The organism is Bacillus sp. m3-13 (genome assembly GCF_000175075.1).
Lineage (GTDB): Bacteria > Bacillota > Bacilli > Bacillales > Bacillaceae_I > Sutcliffiella_A > Sutcliffiella_A horikoshii_C.
In genome coordinates this window covers 366,451-388,500 of record NZ_ACPC01000019.1, presented here as the reverse complement: position 1 = coordinate 388,500, position 22,050 = coordinate 366,451, and the positions used below count along the sequence as shown (strand labels likewise).

The window sequence follows — 22,050 nt, the reverse complement described above, 5'->3', positions numbered from 1 at the left end:
CAGTAAATCCCCCGCAGCACGTCCTCCAACAACAAAAAAGCACCCTCTCCACAGGAAAAGGGCACTCCACAAACAAAAACTACTATTCTTTTAGCTTAATACTCTCTCAACAGACTCTTCACCAAGCTTAAATGCCACATGAAGTGCCTCTACAGCTCGAACCATCTCAGCAACATCAACAACAGTAGAAACTTTGATCTCTGATGTGCTGACCATTTTGACATGAATGCCTTCTGTAGCAAGAACTTGGAACATTTCCGCTGCGACCCCGGGATTGGAAACCATACCAGAACCAACGATGGAAACCTTCGCCAAGCCGCTCTCCTGCTCGATACCCGTGAAACCTAAACGGCCTTGATGCTGCTCTAACACTTCAATCGTTTCTTTTACGTCCACTGTTTTAACAGAGAACGAAATATTTGTTGTATCTTTATCCATGCTCGTTTGAATGATAATGTCCACATTCAAACTGTGCTGAGCTAATGTTGTAAAGATGGTGGATAATGTATGTAGTTCATTTGGCAAGCCACATACGGTAATACGGGTGATTTGGTCTTCGAATGCTATTCCTCTGACAACTAGATTTTTTTCCATGGAAACTTCCTCCTCAATGATCGTTCCTTCTTCCTCTTCCATACTGGATCGTACAACCAGTTGCACGCCATAATTTTTTGCAAACTCGACCGCACGCGGGTGAAGTACACCTGCCCCTAAGTTTGCCAGTTCCAGCATTTCATCATAAGCAATTGCCGCAAGCTTTCTTGCCCCTTTTACATAACGAGGGTCTGTTGTGAATACTCCCGTCACATCTGTATAAATATCACACTTCTCCGCCTTCAAAGCAGCAGCCAATGCAACCGCTGTTGTATCCGAACCGCCTCGGCCTAGTGTAGTGATCTCGTTATTAGCAGTTATTCCTTGGAAGCCCGCAACAATGACAATCTTACCGGCATCCAAATAACTTTTTAACAAATCTGTTTCAATATGCGTAATTCTTGCGTTCCCGTGTACAGGCTCTGTGCGGATTCCTGCCTGCCAGCCTGTTAAGGATACTGCTTCATGGCCTCTAACTTGCAATGCCATCGCCAATAGGGAGATGGTGATTTGTTCGCCTGTTGTTAAAAGCATATCCATGTCGCGCTTGCTTGGATGGGGGTTAATTGCATTTGCTAATGTTAGCAATTCGTCTGTTGTTTTACCCATTGCTGATACGACGACAACCACTTTGTTTCCGTTTTCCACTTCACTGATGACTCGACTTGCAACGTGCTGAATTCGTTCAACCGAGCCCACTGATGTTCCTCCGAATTTCTGTACAACAATCGTTGACATGTGCACCATTCCTTTTTCATTGATTAGTCTCATCATAATGTTAGATAGTTCTCAGTACGCATTTAGCCATGGCAGCTTTTTTGGGATATAAAAAAACAGCAATGAGCTAATGTCTCATTGCTGTGATTGGTAAAATAAAGAATCCGTTCACGCGGTGAGATAGCTCTCCAGGCAGCACAAAGACAACCTGACAGTCCTACATTTCTTAAACGCAGAACCAGTAAAAAAAAGAAAAAGAGACTTTTTTTTACTTCGGCGATCCTCCCCTTTCCGTAATCATCTCGGAAGCTCTTTCTTCTCCGATTACATACTTTTGAAGTTCGCACCTCTATCATCACTTCATCGATTTGAAGTGGCACATTATGAAATTAATAGTGATTATATCAGACAATAAGAATCCTTACAACACCTATTCGCGAAGTTTTTTAAAAATTTCTTCAGCTATCGGCTTCGGTATTTTTGCAGCTTGTATTTCTTCCACTGTGGCTTCTTTCATCTTCGAGACAGACCCGAAGTGTTTCATAAGCGCTTTTTTCCTTGTTGCCCCAACCCCTGTGATTTCATCAAGTATTGATTGAAAAACACTCTTACTCCTAATTTGACGATGGAACGTAATCGCAAATCTGTGAACCTCATCTTGGATTCGCTGCAAAAGATAGAACTCTTGACTTGTCCTCTCAAGCGGAACAATCATAGCTTCTTCGCCTGCAAGAAGGTTGCTCGTTCTATGTTTATCATCTTTCGCAAGGCCGACAATCGGAACAAATAAATCCAATTCATTTTCAAGGACGTCCCTTACCGCACTCATATGGCCTTTGGCACCATCGATTACAATCAGGTCGGGTAGCGGTAATGATTCTTTCAACACACGCGTGTACCTTCTTCTGACTACTTCCCTCATGGATTCATAGTCATCAGGTCCTTGGACGCTTTTGGTTTTATATTTACGGTACTCACGTTTCTCAGGTTTCCCGTCGATAAATACCACCATGGCAGAAACAGGATCCGTTCCTTGGATATTCGAGTTATCAAACGCTTCAATGCGATGCGGGGTAATAATCCCCAGTATTTTCCCAAGGTTCTCGACAGCTTTTATCGTTCGGCTTTCATCCCGTTCAATCAAGGAGAACTTTTCTCCCAGGGCCACTTTTGCATTCTTGTTTGCCAAATCCACCAGCTGCTTCTTTTTACCACGTTGCGGCTGAAGGACATTGGTTTGTAAAAGTTCTTGTGCAACCGGCAGGTCAATTTGACTAGGCAGCATCACTTCTTTTGGTACAAAATGATTTTGCTTAGAATAGAACTGCCCGAGGAATGTAAGGAAATCCTCTTCCGGTTCATTATAAATCGGAAACAACGACACATCTCGTTCAATCAGTTTCCCCTGGCGGATGAAAAAGACCTGCACACACATCCATCCCTTGTCAAAAGCAAATCCGAAAACATCCCTGTCGACAAAGTCATTCATCTCCATCTTCTGCTTTTCCATTGTCGCTTCGATGTTAATGATTTGGTCTCGGAATTCTTGTGCCCGTTCAAACTCCAGGTTTTCAGAGGCTTTCATCATTTTTTCGGTAAGCTCGGTTTTGACTTCTTTGTAGCCTCCATTAAGAAAACGGACAATTCCATCGACCATTTGTTTGTTCGTTTCTTCAGATACATGTTCCACACATGGAGCCAGACATTGACCCATGTGATAGTAGAGGCAAACCCTGTCTGGCAGCGTCATGCATTTTCTTGAGCGGATAGATTCGGTCTAAAAGCTTTTTCGTTTCATTTTGCGGCTTGAACATTTGGGTATGGCCCAAAGTATTTCCCTTTTATCCTTTTGCACTTTGCGGGTAATTAATAGACGCGGATGCTTTTCCGCTGTAATTTTAAATAAAAGGATATCGTTTGTCATCTTTCAGCATGACATTGTACTTAGGATTATGTTTTTTTATTAAGATTGAGTTCCAATATCAGCGCTTCTATATTGGAGGACGTCACAATATATTCAAAGTCTACAATTTCATTTACAAGTCGTAGCGTTTTGCCATCGTGGCTTCCTGTAAAATAAGAGCGTACACGATTTTTTAGCACTTTCGCCTTTCCGACATAGATTATTGTTCCTTGACGGTCCTTCATCAGGTAACATCCCGGTTGGTCAGGCAGTATGGCAAGTTTTTCTTTTAATGATTCGTTCAATGTTTTTCCTCCCAACCAAAGATTTTTTTCGTATGTAACTATTATACCTTGTTTCGTACGTATGTTCCATTTGGAAGTTTTAGGATTAGTGGGGGATGATGGGATGGGATTTTGGGAGGGTGTTGGTTGACGGTTTTATTGATATATCGTGATTTTTCTTGATATATTTCATTTTTTCTTGATATATTTCATTTTTTCTCGATATAATCCAAATTTTATTGATAAATTGAGATTTTTCTCGATATCCCCACACTCATTCGCCTATCTATACCTCAAAACACGCAAAAAGCCCGGTCACAGGACCGGGCTTTCCCCAAAACGCATTAAGCGTGCTTGTTTAATAATTCAGCCAAAGCTTCTTTCGGTTGGAAACCTACTGCTTTGTCTACTACTTCACCGTTTTTGATAACAAGTAAAGTTGGGATGCTCATAACGCCGAATTTTCCAGCAGTTTCTTGGTTCTCATCCACATCAACTTTTACGATTTTCACTTTGTCACCCATGTCTTGATCTAATTCTTCAAGAACTGGAGCGATCATTTTACAAGGTCCGCACCATGGTGCCCAGAAATCTGCAAGAACTAGGCCTTCGCCAGTTTCTTGTGTAAAGTTTTGGTCAGTTGCATTTGTAATTGCCATAATAAATTCCTCCTAAGCCTTTTATCTCACAGTTAACAATATATGCTGTTAATGTGTTCTCTGACAGATGGAAAATCTTTCAGAGTTTTACTATAGCTAAAGTATAGCATTTACCACATAGTGTTGCTAATTATTTGCTTCGTTATAGGTTTACCCGTTTTCGGCCATTTTATTTCACATAAGGTTTCTCGTAAGCCGCTAGTGATTTCCGCAAATGGCTTCGCTTTCCGCGGGACGGTGCTTGAGCCTCCTCGCTGCGCTGCGGGGTCTCAAGCTACCGTTACTCCCCCGCAGGAGTCTTCGCCTTTTGCTCCAATCACCAGCTAGGTTATCTTTAATCATCAAAACAGCCAAGCACCTAAGTGCCTGGCTGTGATTTGGACTTAGTTCGTCACCAATAGCTTTTTAAATTCAGCTGTTAGCATTGGTACTACTTCGAACAGGTCACCGACGATACCGTAGTCAGCTACTTTGAAGATGTTTGCTTCTGGGTCTTTGTTGATTGCAACGATTACTTTGGAGTTGGACATACCAGCAAGATGCTGGATAGCTCCGGAAATACCGCATGCAATGTAAAGGTCAGGTGTTACTACTTTACCTGTTTGACCGATTTGCAAGGAGTAATCGCAATAGTCTGCGTCACACGCTCCACGGGAAGCACCTACTGCAGCTCCTAGTACGTCTGCCAATTCTTTTAATGGCTCGAAACCATCTTCAGATTTCACGCCACGCCCGCCAGCTACCACTACTTTCGCTTCGGAAAGATCTACACCTTCCGTTGCTTTGCGAACAACTTCTTTAATGATCGTGCGAAGATCCTTTACATCTACATCTAAGGAAGATACGTCACCTGAACGTGACTCATCTTTTTCAAGAGATGCGATGTTGTTTGGACGTACTGTTGCAAAGATAACGCCATCTGTTACGATTTTCTTTTCAAATGCTTTACCAGAGTAGATTGGTCTTGTAAATACAAGGTTTCCACCAACCTCTTCCACTTCAGTTGCATCAGAAATTAAGCCAGAGTTTAATTTGGACGCCAATTTAGGAGATAAGTCTTTTCCTAAAGCTGTATGGCCAAAAATAATTCCTTCTGGGTTTTCGGATTCAATTACCGCCATTAGTGCTTGGGAGTAGCCATCAGATGTGTACGCTTTCAAGTTTGCGTGTTCAATTGTAACAACACGGTCTGCACCGTAAGCGATTAGTTCTTGAGCAAGTGATCCTACGCCTTCCCCAACTAGTACAGAAACTACTTCTCCACCTTCTGCTACTGTTTTCCCTGCTGCAATTGCTTCAAATGATACATTACGCAATGCGGAATCACGCACTTCTGCTAATGTTAATACTTTTCTTGCCATGTTTGTCTCCTCCTATCCATGTATCTATCTATAAAATCTTCTTAACAACGCTTTTTGATTTCCGCAGCTGGCTTCTCTTTCCGCGGGGCACTTGCTGAGCCTCCTCGGCAAGCCTGCGGGGTCTCACCTAAGCGCTACCTCCCGCCGGAGTCTACGCCATCTGCTCCAATCAAACGCTAAATGTTTATATGACGTATTAAATTACTTTCGCTTCGTTTCTTAGTGCGGAAACTAGTTCTTTAACTTGTGCATCTAGTTCACCTTGAAGCACGCGACCTGCTTCTTTTTTCGGTGGAAGGTAGATTTCCAACGTTTTTGTTTTTGCTTCTACATCGTCTTCATCAAGGTCTAGATCATCTAGTTCTAGTTCTTCAAGAGGCTTTTTCTTTGCCTTCATGATACCTGGAAGAGATGGATAGCGCGGGTCGTTTAAACCTTGTTGTGCTGTTACAAGCAGTGGAAGGGATGTTTCAATAACTTCCGAATCACCTTCTACATCGCGCACGATAGTAGCTTTTCCGCCTTCGATTTCTAGCTTCGTGATAGTTGTCACGTAAGGAATATCCAATAATTCCGCTACACGAGGTCCAACTTGACCTGAACCGCCGTCAATTGCTACGTTACCGCCGATTATCAAGTCTGCATCTTTATCTTTTAAGAATTCCGCCAAAATTTTTGCCGTAGTAAATTGGTCTCCATTTTCTACATCATCTTCCGTGTTGATCAGGACAGCTTTGTCAGCACCCATCGCAAGTGCCGTACGAAGTTCTTTTTCTGCTTCTTCAGACCCTACAGTCACAACTGTTACTTCTCCGCCATGCGTGTCTCTTACTTGAATTGCTTCCTCTACCGCATACTCGTCGTATGGGTTGATAATGAATTCTGCACCATCTTCATTTATGCTGCCATTTGAAACCGTTAGTCTTTCCTCCGTATCAAATGTTCTTTTTAATAAAACAAAAATATTCATCACAGTACCTCCTGTTTAAACATTATTTTTATTAGTAATATTCAGATTTTATATTATAAAAAAATTACTTCCCTTTAAATTCGGGAGCTCTTTTTTCCATAAACGCTGTAATGCCTTCCTTGCCGTCTTCTGAAGTGAAGACTTTACCAAATAATTGTGCCTCTCTGTCTACCCCTTGATAAAATTCTTCATGCTTAGCAAAGCGGGACAATTCAATAACAGAAGCAACCGATATTGGTCCTTTTTGTGCAATTTTTTTCGCCATCTTCAAAGCTTCATCCATTAAAACTTCTTCATCGACGGCTTTATTCGCAAGTCCCCACTGAACTGCTTCTTCCCCAGTTAATGTGTCGCTTGTGAACAGCATTTCAAATGCCTTTGCGGAACCAACCAGTTTAGGCAATCGCTGTGTTCCAGCAAACCCAGGAATTAAGCCCAATTGCAATTCCGGCAGACCAAGCTTGGCTGTTTTTGTTACCAAACGGATATGACAACCCATTGCAAGCTCAAGGCCTCCGCCTAGGGCTGCACCGTGGATGGCTGCGATGATTGGTTTTGGAAAGTTCTCCATTCTTTCAAAAAGATCTTGACCAAATTTCGCAAGCTCTGCAAATTCTTCCCCAGTTTCCACCGTGGTGAATTCTTTAATATCCGCACCAGCCGAGAAGAATCTTCCTTCTCCGTGAAGCAGTACTACTCTTACATCTTCTTGCTTTTCCAGGTCATCCATCATTAATGAAAGCTCTTTCAAAACTGCGGATGACAAAGCATTCGCAGGGGCTTTGTTGATGGTGATGAGTGCAATTCGATCTTCTACTTTCATTTGCAAGAATTCCATTATTAACCCTCCTTATGTAAAGCGGAGAGCTACTTAAGGGGTAGCTCCAAACCCTTTGATTAATAATTCATGTACTCTTGGTGCGATGGATGTCAGCTCGTACTTTTGGTCATTCATAACCCACGTGGTGATTGTTTCATCAATCGTACCGAAAACCATTTGCCTTGCAAGGCGGACATCTAAGTCGGAACGAAGCTCACCGTTCTTTGTACCAGCCAGTAAAATTTCATCCACAACATGTAGATACCCTTTTAGCACCTCGTTAATCTTTAAACGAAGCTCTAAATTGGATTGCCTTAATTCCAACTGCGTAACGATGGCAAGATGGTGGTCTTCAGCAAGCATGGAAAAGTGTTTTTCTATCAACGTTAATAATTTCTCTGTTGATGTCGATTTTCCTGCAATTTCTTGACGAATCTTTTCGACGAAGAGTCCCATTTTCTCCTGAAACAGTGAAATAAGAATGTCTTCCTTATTTTTAAAATAAAGATAGATGGTCCCGTCTGCTACTCCGGCTTGTTTGGCGATCTTGGAAACCTGTGCCTGGTGGTAGCCGTTTTCTGCTATGACGATTACTGCAGCATCTATTATTTGTTTATATTTAGGCTTTTGTTGTTTCAAGCTTTTCGCTCCTTTTTGAAAATGAATGAATAATCATTCATATTTTCATGATACTGTACCATGAATGAACTGTCAATCATTATCTTATCATAATTTTAATGATCGTTACTATACAAAAAAAGAGAGAGAGGTTACTTTCTTCTCCCTCTCTTTAACTATCACTTCGCTATTTTTTGCTTTTCTTCTTCCACTAATGCTCTTCTGAGGATTTTCCCTACGGCAGTTTTTGGAAGTTCATCTCTGAACTCGTAGTATCTTGGGACCTTGTAGGCAGCAAGATGTTTACGGGTATATTGGTCCAATTCTTCTTCTGTCAGCTTGGATCCGGCCTTTTTCACGATATAGGCTTTAACGGTTTCGCCGCGGTAAGCATCTGGAATTCCTGCGACTACTACTTCTTGAATTTCTTCGTGTTCATATAATACTTCCTCAATCTCTCGAGGGTATATATTGAATCCACCGGCAATAATCATATCCTTTTTACGATCCACCACATAGAAATAACCGCGCTCATCCATATAACCTAAGTCTCCGGTCAGGAGCCAGCCATCTCTCAATACAGCTTCGGTCTCTTCTTTTCGGTTCCAGTACCCTTTCATGATTTGTGGACCTCTTACAGCAATTTCTCCAATTTCTCCAGTCGGAGCCAGTTCACCATTTTCCATGGAAAGTATGACGGATTCTGTATTTGGCCAAGGTATCCCGATACTTCCTGACACTCTTTCATCCCAAAGGAAATTGGCATGTGTTACAGGAGAGGCTTCTGAGAGTCCATATCCTTCCACCAGTTTTCCTCCTGTTACACGTTCAAACTGCTCTTGCACCTCAACAGGAAGTGCAGCAGATCCACTGATACAAGAATCTATGGAAGATAAATCATACTTTTTAATATCAGGATGATTTAAAAGGGCAATATAGATGGTCGGTGCCCCAGGAAATAAGGTTGGCTTTTCCTTTTGAATGGCTTTCAATGTGGTTTCAGGGTCAAACTTGGGTAAAAGGACCATTTCAAATGCCTGCATGATAGAAAGGTTCATTACCGCCGTCATCCCGTATACATGGAAGAACGGAAGAATACCAATCACCTTTTCCTGTGCCTTTTTGCATTTATACATCCATTTCACACTCATCATTGTGTTAGAAACAAGATTCATGTGTGTCAACATAACGCCTTTAGGAAAGCCTGTTGTGCCTCCAGTATATTGTAGCAACGCAAGATCTTCGTTAGGGTTGATCGCTACATCAATGGTTTGTGCTTCTGATTGTTTAATGATTTCGGTAAACAAATGGTTTTGTCCACTATGCTCCACCTTCACCACAATTCCGTACTGTTTTTTCTGAACAAAAGGGTAAAGCATGTTTTTAGGGAACGGAAGATAGTCCTTTATTCCCGTTACGATAACATGTTTTAGTTTTGTTAGCGCTTTCACCTTTGACACTCTTGGATATAAAATATCTAGCGTGATGATGATTTCGGAGCCGGAGTCATTGACTTGGTATTCGAGTTCACGTTCCATGTATAGTGGATTGGTTTGCACCACAATTCCGCCCGCTAAAAGAACGCCATAATAGCTGATAACAGCCTGAGGGCAGTTCGGGAGCATGATAGACACTCTGTCGCCTTTTTCAATTCCAAGTCCTTTTAAGTAGTTTGCCAGTTTTAAAGATTGATCATACACTTCTTCAAATGTTAATTTTTTGCCGAGGAAGCTGATAGCCGTTTTGGTTGGATATTCTTCCGCCGCTTGTTTCAAATAAGACTGCAGTGTTCGCTCTTCGAAGTTGATCTCATGAGGTATTTCTTCTGGATAAAGTGATAGCCACGGCTTATTCACTACTTGCTCCATTCCATTCCCTCCTCTTTATCGGCCTGTACTACTACAAAAGGCCCATATCTGTTTGTTATAGTATATCAGCAAATCCATAAAAATTATAACATTTTTTTGATTTTTGCAAAAAATGCTGAAAGATGACATCCTTAGCCAGGAACTTTCAGCTTTATATTCTTTTTAACTCTTTTCTTTTCATAGAATAGATTCGTCAATTTTGGCGCCAAAATGAAAATCAAAATCCCAAGTATCGCTGAGGTCAAGATAAACACACTGCTAAAAACCTTCGCCGCTCCAGTGGCAATAGTTGCAATCACAACGGAAAATTCTCCTCTAGGGGTTAATGAAAAACCAGCTCTCAACGCCACCCTTTTTGTGAGCCCGTACCATCTTCCACCAAGTATTCCGACGAAGATCTTTCCAAGCAAAGCCCATCCAACCAATGTAAACAATAACCCTACATACGGCACTACTTCCCCAAGGTCGATTGTCGTACCGAAATGCATAAAAAAAATAGGCAGCAGCAAATCTCTCACTGGCAAGGTAACCTGCTCTATAGCTTCAGAGCGCTTCGTTTCGGCAAGCATGATACCTGCCAAGAATGCTCCCAATACTTCTGACAGCCCAAGTAACAATGCCAAACCTGCATAACTAAGGGCAATCCCGACTGTTAGCATGATGAAGATATCACTTCCAACCAACCGCTCAAAGAATTTCTCCAAGCGAGTGAAACCGAAGCGACCAATTACCATCGCAACAAGTGTCAACAACAAGATCTTACCCAAAAGAATCATAAAGTCCATCCCTGTTATCCCACTGTCTGAGGCTAATCCAATTAGGACTGCAACAATGATTGGCGCTACAATATCCTCAAAGATGAGGATTGCCAGTATGTATTCGGACTCTGCATTTGCCAATCTTTTCGTACTTTCCAATAGTTTGGCGGAAATCGAAGAGCTTGTAGCATATAGGACCCCTCCTATAATGAAGGAAGTCAGTAGGTCTAGTCCAAAGAATAGACAAATAACTGCTGATATCCCAAAGTTTAAGACAACATCCAATAAGCCTGGTTTCCAGACCTTGATTGCCATTTTCTTTAGTTTTTTCAAGGGGAATTCCAACCCTAGTAAAAAAAACAAAAGAACAATTCCAATTTCACTTGCTGTATACAATAATTCGTTTTCTGAGATGAATGTTCCGATGCCTAGTCCTAAAAATATATATAGTATGACGCCAGGAATTTTTACTTTTCCCCCAACATACCCCATAACAAATAGAACGAGTAGTATGACTCCTATGCTTACAAGTATCGGAGTACTTTCATGCATCAGGTAGCATTCCCTCCCTCGCAAAGCTTGGTGAGTTTTTCAATTTGCGCTTGTTTGCCACAAACCATCAGCACATCCGCTTCATGGAGCTTTACATCAACGTCCGGTACAGCGATGTTATCTTCACCCTTTACAATACCAATAATGGATGCCCCTGTTTTGGTTCTTATTTTCGATTCTCCGATGGATTTTCCAATTAAAGAGGAACCTTTTTTCACTTCAATCCACTCAATGATGATTTGTTTCTTAAATATTTTCATTTTATCCATATCTACAGGTTGATAGATCGCACCCAGCAGCTGAGCCCCAAGTTCCCTTGTTTCGTCTGAGGTCAAGGAAATGGAGAAATCTGCTTCATCTTGATCAGGGTCTTCAAAAAAATACATCTCTCGTTTCCCCGAGTGGTGCACAACCAAAACCACCATATTCCCTTCAGCCGTAACAAATGATAGCTTCTTCCCAATCCCCGGTAGTTCCGTAGTCTTAAATTGCATCTTAAGAACCCCTCCCTTACCACCTATATTCTCTAAAACCACCTATTCTCCCTGCTCAACAATTTATCAGGGGTAAGAAAAACCGCCCCGTCTTTTTTTTTTAAAAAACATTAGTTAGTGGTTAAGCACCGCTGTTCCTTTCCGCAAATGGCTTCGCTTTCCACGGGACGATGCTTGAGCCTCCTCACTGCGCTGTGGGGTCTCAAGCTACCGTTACTCCCCCGCTGGATTCTACGTCATTTGCTCGAATCCACAGCTAAAGTATTTATAAAACGAAATTTTATAAATGTAACTCTATTATTTATATTTTAATAGCTTTTAAATGACCAACTGTATGTGAAATTACCCAGTTGATTGGAGTGGAAGGCGCGCAGACGCCCGTGGGAGGAAGGGACAGGTGAGACCCCGGAAGGCGAAGCCTGAGGAGGGGCTCACGGACCGCCCGCTGGCAAGCGAAGCGCCTGGAACGGAAATCAACCGGATTTTATACTTTCTTATCTTTAAAAAAAGGAAGAATCAGCAATGTGAAACTTGCTTCTTCTTCCTCACTGTTATTTACTCTTTATGCTACTAAAAGATAAAATAATGCCAACTACAATAAACAAAATACAGCATCCTATCAAAACTTTTGCTAATGTTTCCAACGTTTCTACTCCTTATCCAATACTTGCCCCGATAATAAACGATAACCCTACAGAAATGACAAAAGAAAATAAATCCGACGGCCCGATTTCCATTTCGTATTTCCTCGTCAATGTTAAAGCTTGGTGTTAAAAAACTCAAAGATAAAGTAAGCAAACAACAACAAGACAAACCCAGCCGCTCCCCAGCCGATCATCGTCAACAACGAATCATGATCACTGATAGAATACCTGAAAATGTTAGCGATTCCGAGTATTTTCCCGCCTGTTGCCATCGCTACTGCAAAATTTCCATTCTTAATTTCTTCCATGTTTTTATACTTTGTCACTAGTTCAAAAATAAGCCAGAAACAATACAAGACATAGAACCACCACACTAAAATTGGCAGCAGTTCTGACTAAGTCATTTTCCCAAAAAGCAGACATATCAGGCTCCCCTCTTATTTCAGTTCGACTACGGTAACACCAGTGCCACCTTCAGACGCCTCACCAAATCGATAATTCTTGACGGAACGATGATTCTTCAAGTAATTCTGCACCCCAACACGCAATGCTCCTGTTCCTTTACCATGAATGATAGAAACTCGGTGATAGCCTGCTAAAGTTGCGTCGTCTAAGTATTTCTCCACTCTCATGAGTGCATTTTCAAAACGTTCACCACGTAGGTCAAGCTCTATGCTTACATGATAATCTTTCCCTTTGATGGTAGCGAGTGGCTTTGTTTCCACGGGCTTCGGTCTGCTAACATATTGAATGTCTTTCGTTTTCACTTTCATTTTCATGATGCCGATTTGAACTTGCCATTCTTTGTCTCCCGTTTTCTGCACGAGATGCCCTTTTTGATTAAGACTCATCACTTTCACTTCATCACCAGGCTCAAGTGTTTGGTTGCTGACTTCCTGTTTTTTCGTGGCTGCAGATTTTTTAACGGTAGGCACAGCGCCTTCCAATCGTTTTTTCGCATCGATCAATTCATGCTCTTTTACATTGGCGTGCTGTTCCATGCGCATTTTACGCAACTCACGGATAACCTTTTCTGCTTCTTCTTTCGCATCCTCCACCATCTTCTCGGCTTTTTCGGCTGCTTTTTCGTACAATTTATCACGCTGTTCATTTAACTCCTGCATTTGCTGTTCGAGATCTTCATGTAGCTGTTGTGAGGTTTTTCTTATTTTTTCTGCTTCTCTCCATTCTTCTTCCGCTCGTTTTTGAGAAGCTTCCAAAGAAGCAATCATATTCTCCACTTTGTTGCTATCCTCACTGACAAATTCTTTGGCACGGTCAATAACTTCCATACTTAAGCCTAGTCGTTTGGATATTTCAAACGCGTTACTTCTTCCTGGAACCCCGATAAGCAAACGATACGTAGGGCTTAGGGTATCTACATCAAATTCCACACTGGCATTTACCACGCTTTCCCGGTTATAGCCATAAGCCTTCAGCTCAGGATAGTGGGTGGTCGCAATAACACAGGCTCCGCGTTGATAGACTTCATCCAAAATGGATATAGCAAGGGCGGCCCCTTCTTGAGGGTCTGTTCCTGCTCCAAGCTCATCAAATAGAACAAGACTGTCATGATCGACCTTTTTAAGAATATCCACAATATTAACCATATGCGAAGAAAATGTACTTAAACTTTGTTCGATAGACTGCTCATCACCGATATCTGCATAAACTGCGTTGAACACTCCCACTTCTGAGCCGTCTTGAGCGGGTACATGCAACCCGGATTGCGCCATAATTGTTAACAAACCAAGTGTTTTCAACGTTACGGTCTTTCCACCTGTATTCGGACCGGTTATAACGATAGAGGTATAATCTTTTCCAAGTTCAATGGTGTTCGGGACCACCTCATCCTCATTGATCAGAGGATGTCTTGCCTGAACAAGCCTGATATATTTTTCATTATTGATTTCAGGCTTTGTTCCGCGAATATGCTTTCCATACTTTGCTTTAGCAAACATAAAATCTATTTCTGCCAAAATATGAACGTTTTCAAGAAGCTCGCGGGCAACTTCTGCCACATCTGCTGAAAGTTCGGCAAGGATACGATCTATTTCAAGCTTTTCTTTTACCTTCGCTTCTTGCAGGACATTGTTTAGGTCTACCACCTGCTGGGGCTCAATGAACAATGTCGCACCAGATGAAGATTGATCATGAACGATTCCGCCATAAGAACTGCGATATTCTTGTTTTACTGGTATGACATAACGCTCATTACGAATGGTGATGATCGCATCTGACAACATCTTCTGTGCGTTGGAAGAACGGATCATGCTTTCAAGTTTCTCTCGTACCCTAGATTCAGTCGACCTTAATTGCTGACGTATTCCTCGCAGCTTATCACTAGCCCCATCAAGTACTTCTCCGTATTCGTCTATACAATTTTTGATATTGCGTTCAAGTTCAGGATAAATGATTAACTGATCCATATACTCTTTTAAAATAGGAATGGATATATCTTCATCTAATACAGATTCCACAAAACGGTCCAGCTTTCTTGCAGCATAGATGGTTCCCGCTATATCCAATAGTTCGTGGGTGTTCAATGTCCCGCCGATCTCCGCACGTTTAACATGTCCACGGATATCGGTGATTCCTCCAAGGGGAACTTCTCCTTTTAATCGAAGAACAGTTGCTGCCTCGTCTGTTTGCAGCTGTCTTTTTACCACCTCTTCATAATTAGTGGCAGGTGTCAGCTGGGCCACTTTTTCTTTTCCTAAGGAAGAAGCCGAAAAAGTAGCCAATTTATCTTTTACTTTATTAAATTCCAATACCTTTAAAACCCTCGGTTGCACGTTACCATAACTCCCTTCTGTCTTTACATTACGTATGGTGTCGTGTTAAAAATTTCTTTAACTCGTCCAGCGACCATGTATTGATCACATTGTCCTTTTTGATCCAGCCTTTTCTTGCCGCTGCCACTCCCACTTCCATATGTTCGAGCATGTCGATGCTATGGGCATCTGTGTTAATGACAAGCTTCACACCCGCATCCTGTGCAAGTCGAACATAATGACTCGCAAGATCCAAGCGGTTTGGATTGGCATTGAGCTCAAGCGCCGTATCTGTTTCTTTTGCCAGCTGAATCAACATTTCCACGTCCACATCATACCCTTCCCTGCGTCCAATAAGGCGTCCTGTAGGGTGTGCGATAATGTCTACATGATTATTTTCCAATGCTTTTCTTAAGCGGTCCATGATTACTTCTCTCTTTTGCGAAAAGCTTGAATGAATGGATGCGATGACAATGTCCATCTCTTCCAATAACTCGTCATCATAATCAAGAGAGCCGTCCGGTAGAATATCCATTTCCACACCGGATAATATCGTAATATCATCATACTTTTCATTAAGCTTCTTAATTTCTTCCTTTTGCTGTCTAAGACGTTCTGGCGTCAACCCGTTTGCCACTTTCAAATATTGAGAATGGTCCGTTATTGCCATATATTTATACCCTTTTGCACGGTTTGCTTCTATCATCTCTTCCATTGTGTGGGCACCATCACTGTAGGTGGAGTGCATATGAAGATCTCCTTGAATGTCATCCAGTTGCACCAATGGTATCTCCCCATGCTCCAATGCATAATCCACTTCTGTACCATCTTCCCTGATCTCAGGCGGTATGAAAGGCAGGTTAAAATGACGGAAAAAAGCTTCTTCCGTTTTGAAATGCTTCATTTCTCCCGTTTCCACATTTTCCACACCGTACTCACTGATTTTCTCTCCGCGGTCTTTTGCAAGCTGGCGCATACGGACATTATGATCCTTTGAGCCGGTAAAATGATGAAGGGTTGTCGGGAAACTTAATGGCTCGACCATGCGGAAATCAACCGACACATCATAATCATATTTTAGAATGATGGATACTTTTGTATCACCATTGGCGATAATTTCTGTCACTCTATCCATTTTCACAAGCTGCTCTCTTACTTTTGTTGGTTCTGTTGTGGAAATGATAAAGTCCAAGTCCTTAATCGTTTCCCTGTACCTGCGCAAGCTTCCTGCACGGGAGTATTCCTCAATACCATCCACGGTTGCAAGGAATTCTTCTATCTGCTCTGCTATTGGCGTCATGAAAGAAATAGGTAAACGATCTGGACGTTTTCCGACCTCCTCGATTGCAGCAAGGATTTTCTCCTCTGTCTTTTTTCCAAAGCCTGCAAGCGCCTGCACCTTTCCCGCTTCACATGCTTCTTTCAAGCTTGCCATATCTACTACGTTCATCTCTTGATAAAGTTTCGCTATTTTCTTGCCGCCAAGTCCAGGCAGCTTCAATAGAGGAATTAATCCTTCTGGAACTTCTTGTTGAAGCTCTTCTAAAACGGATGACTTTCCTGTTTCCAAAATTTCCCGGATAACAGCTGCCGTTCCTTTTCCAATCCCGCTTAATTTAGTAAAATCCTCTATTTGACTTAAGCTTCTCTCATCATTTTCAAGGGCCAGCGCCGCTTTTCGGAACGCCGAAACTTTAAAGCCGTTCTCGCCCTTCAATTCCATATATGTCGCAATCGTTTCAAGCCATTTCACGATTTGTTTTTTATTCACGTTTCTTCACCTGACCTTATGTAGACTTATCTTATTAAATCATACAAATAATTGAGGCAAATGTACAATCGAACAAACCAAATCAATAAAAAAACAGACCTAAAGAAGGCCTGTTTTTCGTTTGCATTATTGTTTGCTTGCCATATACCCGGACCATAACTCTTGTAGTTTTTCTGAGAATATCGGCGTATTTTCCACAATACCCTTCGCCATGGAAGAATCACTGATAGAGGATTGCACAATTTCCATGGGAACCAATGCTCCTATGTACAAGAAAATAAAGACAATCAAATAAACTTCCACAAATCCTAGCACTGCACCAGCCCAGCTGTTCACCTGCTTTAAAATTGGCAAGTGGGAAAGGAAATCCAGCATCGAACCAATAATTTGTGCCGCAACCCTGGTACCGAAGAAGAGGATGGCAAAAGCAATAGCTCTATAATAAGCTGTGTCCAGGCTGATTGTCTCAAAGAACATGGAAAACTCTGCGTTTCCAAAACTCGGCATCGGCACCCAAAGTTTTAATTTCGGTGCTAAATCAGCATAAAACATATATGCAACCACAAAAGCTGCTATAAAGCCGGAAAGATGGACAATCTGCATAATGAATCCTCTGCGGATCCCAACAATCAGACCCATAATAAATAGAAAGATAATAATTAAGTCTAACATCGTACTCAACCCTTTTTCTTTAATTCTCTCTCAAGCATATCGTATTCGTCTTTTAATTTGATATAATCATGTACAACGTTCACCGCAGTAAGAACCGCCAGTTTACTGATGTCCAGGTGTGAATTTTTACTATTGATTTCTCTCATTTTTTCATCGACAATGGAAGCAACAAGTCGTATGTGACTTATACTTTCCGTACCAACAATCGAGTATTGTTGTCCATATATGTCGACAGTTGTGCGAGTTTTTTGCTCTGACAACGTGTATGCCCCCATTCATTAAAATCCTAATCCTTATAATACCACGAAACTTTCTAAAGTGGAAAAGAAACATGGAAAAATGTAAAAATTTGTAGTAGGAGTGAATTAATTGTCATATCAAGTAATCCAGGTATCTGGAACTATTTTAAACAAAATCGAAAATTTCTATAAAGAACATAAGATAGATAAACTTCCAACAGGGGCTGTTTTCGTCGCCAAATCTCCCACTTGTAATATTACCGCATACAAGTCGGGAAAGGTTTTGTTCCAAGGAAAAGGAGCAGATGAGGAAGCGAATATTTGGAAGGGTTTCGGGGCAACGGCTGCTCCTTCTAAATCTAGCAAAAAGGCAACCACCGTGTCATCATCAGGAAATAAAGTGAAGTCCTCCCTGCCTGCAGGCTTTGCTTCCCTTTCTGTCATCGGTTCTGATGAAGTAGGGACAGGAGATTACTTTGGGCCGATTACGGTTTGTGCCGCTTATGTTAAAAAAGAGCAGATGGCCATGTTGAAAGAACTGGGTGTACAGGATTCAAAAGCATTGAATGATGAAAAGATAGTAAGGATAGCAAAAGCAATCTTACCGCATGTTCCTTATAGTCTATTGGTTTTACATAATGAAAAATATAATGAATTGCAACAGAGTGGTATGAGCCAAGGGAAAATTAAGGCGTTGCTGCATAATAAAGCATTGCAACATGTATTGGATAAGATTGCTCCGGAGAAACCTGATGCGATACTGATTGACCAGTTTGCAGAATCAGGGATCTACTATCGCCATGTCGCTCAGCAGAAGAACATTGTTCGTGAAAATGTCTATTTTCATACAAAAGCGGAAGGCCTTCACCTTTCCGTGGCAGCGGCGTCTATTATCGCTAGGTATTCTTTCTTAAAAGAGATGGATAAGCTAAGCGAACTTGCAGGTATTACAATACCTAAAGGTGCGGGGTCAAAAGTGGATGCTGCAGCTGCAAGGGTGATTGAAAAGCACGGAGAAAGTTTTTTGAACAAGGTGGCGAAAGTCCATTTTGCCAATACGTTGAAGGCAAAAAAGCTGGTCAGATAACTTTACCAATTGAAAGTTCGTTTACAGTTGGTTGTCTTGTGCTATAATTTGTGTATACACATGATTGAAGAAGCCAAAGTGTTGGACGCACTTTGACTTAACAGAGCTCTTTTCTCAAAGATTGTTGCTTACTACTAGTAAAAAGTCGGCACTTTGACTTTTTACTGTACTCTCAAACAAATTATTGCATGATACTTTTCTTGTCCATTCAGGAAAAGAGCACGACAGCAACAATTGTAACGAGGGTGTCAAAAATACGTAATAGCAACAAAGGATGCGAAAAGAACCCAACAGTATAAGTTCCGCAGAAGCACGGCTACTGTGGAGTCGAACGTAATAAGTAACTCACCCGACTGCCTAACAGCGAATTAGAAGTCACGGGTGGGTTATTTTTTTGTCATTTCTTTTATTAGCACGATTACTAGATTTACAAACGCAAAGAGGAATAGTCCTGATGTGAGGAAAAGCTGCATCTCGCTCATACGGTCACCCCCGTTCTCCACAGGGATTCACCGCACCACCCGTTCCTATTATACTGTCCACTCTATTATACCATTCTATCGGAAAAACAGAACATGCGTTCTTATAAATCGTTCAGAATACCTAGTTTTTGTTTGGGAAAAATCTTAGCGTTTACATTAAACAGTTGATCTCCGTTACAGGCGCTTCGCTTTTCTGCGGGCGGTCCGGGAGCCTCCTCGGCTTCGCCTGTGGGGTCTCCCTTGTCCCTTCCTCCCGCGGAAGTCTTCGCGCCTTTCACTGCGATCAACTAGGGGATTGCATTTTCAAATAGAACATAAAAAAGGGATCCCGTTTGGAATCCCTTTTTTGTTTATTTTAGCTTCTTAGTACAGCTTCGAATTTTTCTTCGACTGCTTGAAGTACTTTTGTGTGGACTTTTGTTACTTCTTCGTCTGTTAGTGTGTGTTCTGGGTGGTAGTAACGCAATGCGAAAGCGACTGATTTTTTGGATGAGTCGATTTTGTCTCCTTCATATACATCAAATACCTGAACCTCTTTCAATAAAGAACCACCAGTCGTTTTGATGACTGCTTCTAGTTCACCTGCTGGAGTTTCACGATCCACTACAAGCGCGATATCGCGGCTGATTGATGGGAAACGCGGAATTGCTTCGTATTGGATTTCTCCGATACTTTCTCCAAGAAGTGCTGTTAAGGAAAGCTCGAATACATATGTTTCAGGTAGATCTAGCTCATTTAATTTTTCTGGATGAAGCTGACCAATGAAACCGATGCTTTCTCCGTTCAATAAGATTTCCGCAGTACGTCCTGGGTGCAAGCCGTCTTTTTCAGAGCGAGTGTAAGTAATACCTTCACTCACACCAAGCATGGAGAAAACGCCCTCTAGAATTCCTTTAGCTACAAAGAAATCAACCGCTTTTTTCTCCCCCTGCCATGGGTGTTGCTGCCATAGACCTGTCAGGGCACCAGCAAGGCGTTCTTTTTCTTCAGGCAATACTGCATCATCTTTTCCAATGAACACAGAACCGATTTCATATACAGCATTTGCTTGCAGCGAACGAGCAATATTGTGTTGAAGCGCTTCTAGAAGGTGAGGAACCAAGCTTAGTCGCAATGTGCTTCTTTCTTCACTCATTGGCATGGCAAGGCGGATCGCTTTTCCATCTTCAAGGGCGAATTGCTTTGCGCGCTCATCGCTTGTCAGGGAGTACGTGATATTTTGGATTAATCCTGCACCCTCAAGGTAGCGGCGAACTTTACGACGTTTTGCTTGATAGGCAGTCAACACACCAGGAGTTGCAGCACTTACAGGCAATGTTGTTGGGATGTTGTCATATCCGAAAAGACGTGCAACTTCCTCTACAAGGTCTTCTTCAATTGTGATATCCCCACGACGAGTAGGAACGGTTACGGTGAAGCTTCCATTGTCTTCTGATACGTCAAATTGCAGCTTTGTGAAAATATTTTTCACTTCTGCAGCAGAAATGGAAGTTCCTAAAACAGAGTTTATTTTTTCTACAGTAGTAGTCACAACTGCAGGTTCTACTTTCAATGTGTTCACTTCAACAGAACCGCCGACCACTTCACCGCCAGCATATTCTGCCATAAGGGCAACTGCTCTTTCTGCCGCTTCATGAGTACGGTTAGGATCGATTCCTTTTTCATAGCGGGCACTTGCCTCACTACGAAGACCGTGGTCTTTGGAAGCTTTTCTGACAGTAACTCCATTAAAGTATGCGGACTCCAATAGGATCGTCGTTGTATCAGATTGAACCTCTGAATTCGCTCCCCCCATAACACCAGCAAGTGCAACAGGCTCTGAGCCATTTGTAATAACAAGATGTTCTTCTGTTAATGTACGCTCTGCATCATCAAGCGTCGTGATTTTTTCATCCTTGTGAGCACGGCGGACAAGAATCTCCTTGCTGCCAAGGCGATCATAATCGAATGCATGTAATGGCTGACCGTATTCTAGTAAAATGTAGTTTGTGATATCGACCACATTGTTGTGTGGGCGGATTCCCGCTGCCATCAGACGACCTTGCATCCAAAGTGGTGAAGGTCCGATTTTCACGTTTTTCACTACTTTAGCGACATATAATGGGTTATCTTCAGAAGCATTCACATTAACGGAAATATAATCTGAAGCTATTTCGCTGTTTGCTTCATAATCTGTGGATGGCCATTTTACGTCACGACCAAGGATTGCGCCGACTTCATAAGCCACTCCCAGCATGCTTAGTGCATCAGAACGGTTTGGTGTAAGCCCTAGTTCCATCACTTTGTCATTGCGGTTTAAGTATTCTAGTGCATCTGTCCCAACTTCCACCTCATTCGGGAATACGAAAATCCCTTCAGAGAATTCTTTGGCAACAAGCTTAGAACCTATTCCCAATTCCTGCAGGGAACAGATCATCCCATTGGACTCTTCGCCGCGAAGCTTAGCACGCTTTATTTTAAAATTACCAGGAAGCACTGCCCCAACTGTTGCCACAGCCACTTTTTGGCCTTTGTCTACATTTTTAGCTCCGCAGACAATTTGTACAGTTTCCCCTTTTCCAAGGTCCACTTGACATACGTTCAATTTGTCCGCATTTGGATGCTGTTCCTTTTCTAAAACATGGCCGACTACGACACCGTTGATTCCGTCGTTCAGCACTTCCACGCCTTCTACTTCAATACCGCTTCTTGTAATTTTCTCTGCCAAGTCTTCAGCAGAAATATCATCTATATTTACGTAATCTTTTAACCAATTGTAAGATACTAACATGATTTCCCCTCCT

At 41.9% G+C, this 22,050-nt stretch carries 15 protein-coding genes, 2 pseudogenes and 1 riboswitch; of the genes and pseudogenes, 1 reads left to right on the top strand and 16 read right to left on the bottom strand.

Going from position 1 to position 22,050, the window contains the following annotated elements; genetic code table 11:
• Window positions 1-90: 90 nt before the first annotated feature.
• From M313_RS0112505 to zapA, 15 genes and pseudogenes are all read right to left on the bottom strand, one after another.
• Window positions 91-1,332 (bottom strand): aspartate kinase, encoded by a 1,242-nt coding sequence (locus M313_RS0112505; protein ID WP_010195752.1) that lies wholly within the window; start codon window positions 1,330-1,332, stop codon window positions 91-93.
• 152 nt (window positions 1,333-1,484) lie between these two features.
• Window positions 1,485-1,671, bottom strand: a riboswitch (Lysine riboswitch).
• A gap of 70 nt (window positions 1,672-1,741) precedes the next feature.
• Window positions 1,742-3,519, bottom strand: a pseudogene (uvrC, locus tag M313_RS23490) (excinuclease ABC subunit UvrC).
• A gap of 323 nt (window positions 3,520-3,842) precedes the next feature.
• Window positions 3,843-4,157, bottom strand: a complete 315-nt coding sequence (trxA, locus tag M313_RS0112495) for a thioredoxin (RefSeq protein WP_010195744.1) — start codon at window positions 4,155-4,157, stop codon at window positions 3,843-3,845.
• Window positions 4,158-4,540: 383 nt separating this feature from the next.
• Window positions 4,541-5,518: an electron transfer flavoprotein subunit alpha/FixB family protein gene (locus M313_RS0112490; protein ID WP_010195742.1), complete on the bottom strand. Its 978-nt coding sequence runs from the start codon at window positions 5,516-5,518 to the stop codon at window positions 4,541-4,543.
• Between the two features lie 196 nt (window positions 5,519-5,714).
• Window positions 5,715-6,488 carry an electron transfer flavoprotein subunit beta/FixA family protein gene (locus M313_RS0112485; protein WP_010195739.1) on the bottom strand — a complete coding sequence of 258 codons (774 nt, stop codon included), beginning with the start codon at window positions 6,486-6,488 and terminating at the stop codon, window positions 5,715-5,717.
• Between the two features lie 64 nt (window positions 6,489-6,552).
• Window positions 6,553-7,326: an enoyl-CoA hydratase gene (locus tag M313_RS0112480; RefSeq protein WP_010195737.1), complete on the bottom strand. Its 774-nt coding sequence runs from the start codon at window positions 7,324-7,326 to the stop codon at window positions 6,553-6,555.
• Window positions 7,327-7,359: 33 nt separating this feature from the next.
• Entirely contained in the window at window positions 7,360-7,947 is a 588-nt protein-coding gene (fadR, locus tag M313_RS0112475) for a fatty acid metabolism transcriptional regulator FadR (RefSeq protein ID WP_010195734.1), read from the bottom strand.
• Between the two features lie 158 nt (window positions 7,948-8,105).
• The gene (locus M313_RS0112470; RefSeq protein ID WP_010195733.1) at window positions 8,106-9,794 is read right to left on the bottom strand and encodes a long-chain-fatty-acid--CoA ligase; all 1,689 of its coding nucleotides are present in this window, start codon (window positions 9,792-9,794) and stop codon (window positions 8,106-8,108) included.
• A gap of 131 nt (window positions 9,795-9,925) precedes the next feature.
• Complete coding sequence (locus M313_RS0112465) at window positions 9,926-11,104, bottom strand: cation:proton antiporter (RefSeq protein WP_010195732.1); 1,179 nt, start codon at window positions 11,102-11,104, stop codon at window positions 9,926-9,928.
• The gene (locus tag M313_RS0112460; protein ID WP_010195731.1) at window positions 11,104-11,598 is read right to left on the bottom strand and encodes a cation:proton antiporter regulatory subunit; all 495 of its coding nucleotides are present in this window, start codon (window positions 11,596-11,598) and stop codon (window positions 11,104-11,106) included. The genes M313_RS0112465 and M313_RS0112460 overlap by 1 nt, the downstream gene beginning before the upstream one ends.
• 656 nt (window positions 11,599-12,254) lie before the next feature.
• Window positions 12,255-12,665: pseudogene (locus M313_RS23485) on the bottom strand (DUF350 domain-containing protein).
• A 14-nt stretch (window positions 12,666-12,679) separates the two neighbouring features.
• On the bottom strand, window positions 12,680-15,037 hold the full coding sequence (locus tag M313_RS0112450) for an endonuclease MutS2 (protein ID WP_010195722.1): 2,358 nt from the start codon (window positions 15,035-15,037) through the stop codon (window positions 12,680-12,682).
• Window positions 15,038-15,065: 28 nt separating this feature from the next.
• Window positions 15,066-16,787 carry a DNA polymerase/3'-5' exonuclease PolX gene (gene polX, locus M313_RS0112445; protein ID WP_010195718.1) on the bottom strand — a complete coding sequence of 574 codons (1,722 nt, stop codon included), beginning with the start codon at window positions 16,785-16,787 and terminating at the stop codon, window positions 15,066-15,068.
• Between the two features lie 126 nt (window positions 16,788-16,913).
• Complete coding sequence (locus tag M313_RS0112440) at window positions 16,914-17,459, bottom strand: CvpA family protein (protein WP_010195716.1); 546 nt, start codon at window positions 17,457-17,459, stop codon at window positions 16,914-16,916.
• A 5-nt stretch (window positions 17,460-17,464) separates the two neighbouring features.
• Complete coding sequence (zapA, locus tag M313_RS0112435; protein ID WP_010195714.1) at window positions 17,465-17,734, bottom strand: cell division protein ZapA; 270 nt, start codon at window positions 17,732-17,734, stop codon at window positions 17,465-17,467.
• Window positions 17,735-17,828: 94 nt separating this feature from the next.
• Here zapA and rnhC point away from each other — a divergent pair, with 94 nt between their 5' ends.
• On the top strand, window positions 17,829-18,785 hold the full coding sequence (gene rnhC / locus M313_RS0112430; protein WP_010195712.1) for a ribonuclease HIII: 957 nt from the start codon (window positions 17,829-17,831) through the stop codon (window positions 18,783-18,785).
• Between the two features lie 837 nt (window positions 18,786-19,622).
• On the opposite strand, the gene pheT is transcribed toward rnhC, so the two are convergent.
• Window positions 19,623-22,037, bottom strand: a complete 2,415-nt coding sequence (gene pheT / locus M313_RS0112415) for a phenylalanine--tRNA ligase subunit beta (RefSeq protein ID WP_010195709.1) — start codon at window positions 22,035-22,037, stop codon at window positions 19,623-19,625.
• Window positions 22,038-22,050: the final 13 nt, after the last annotated feature.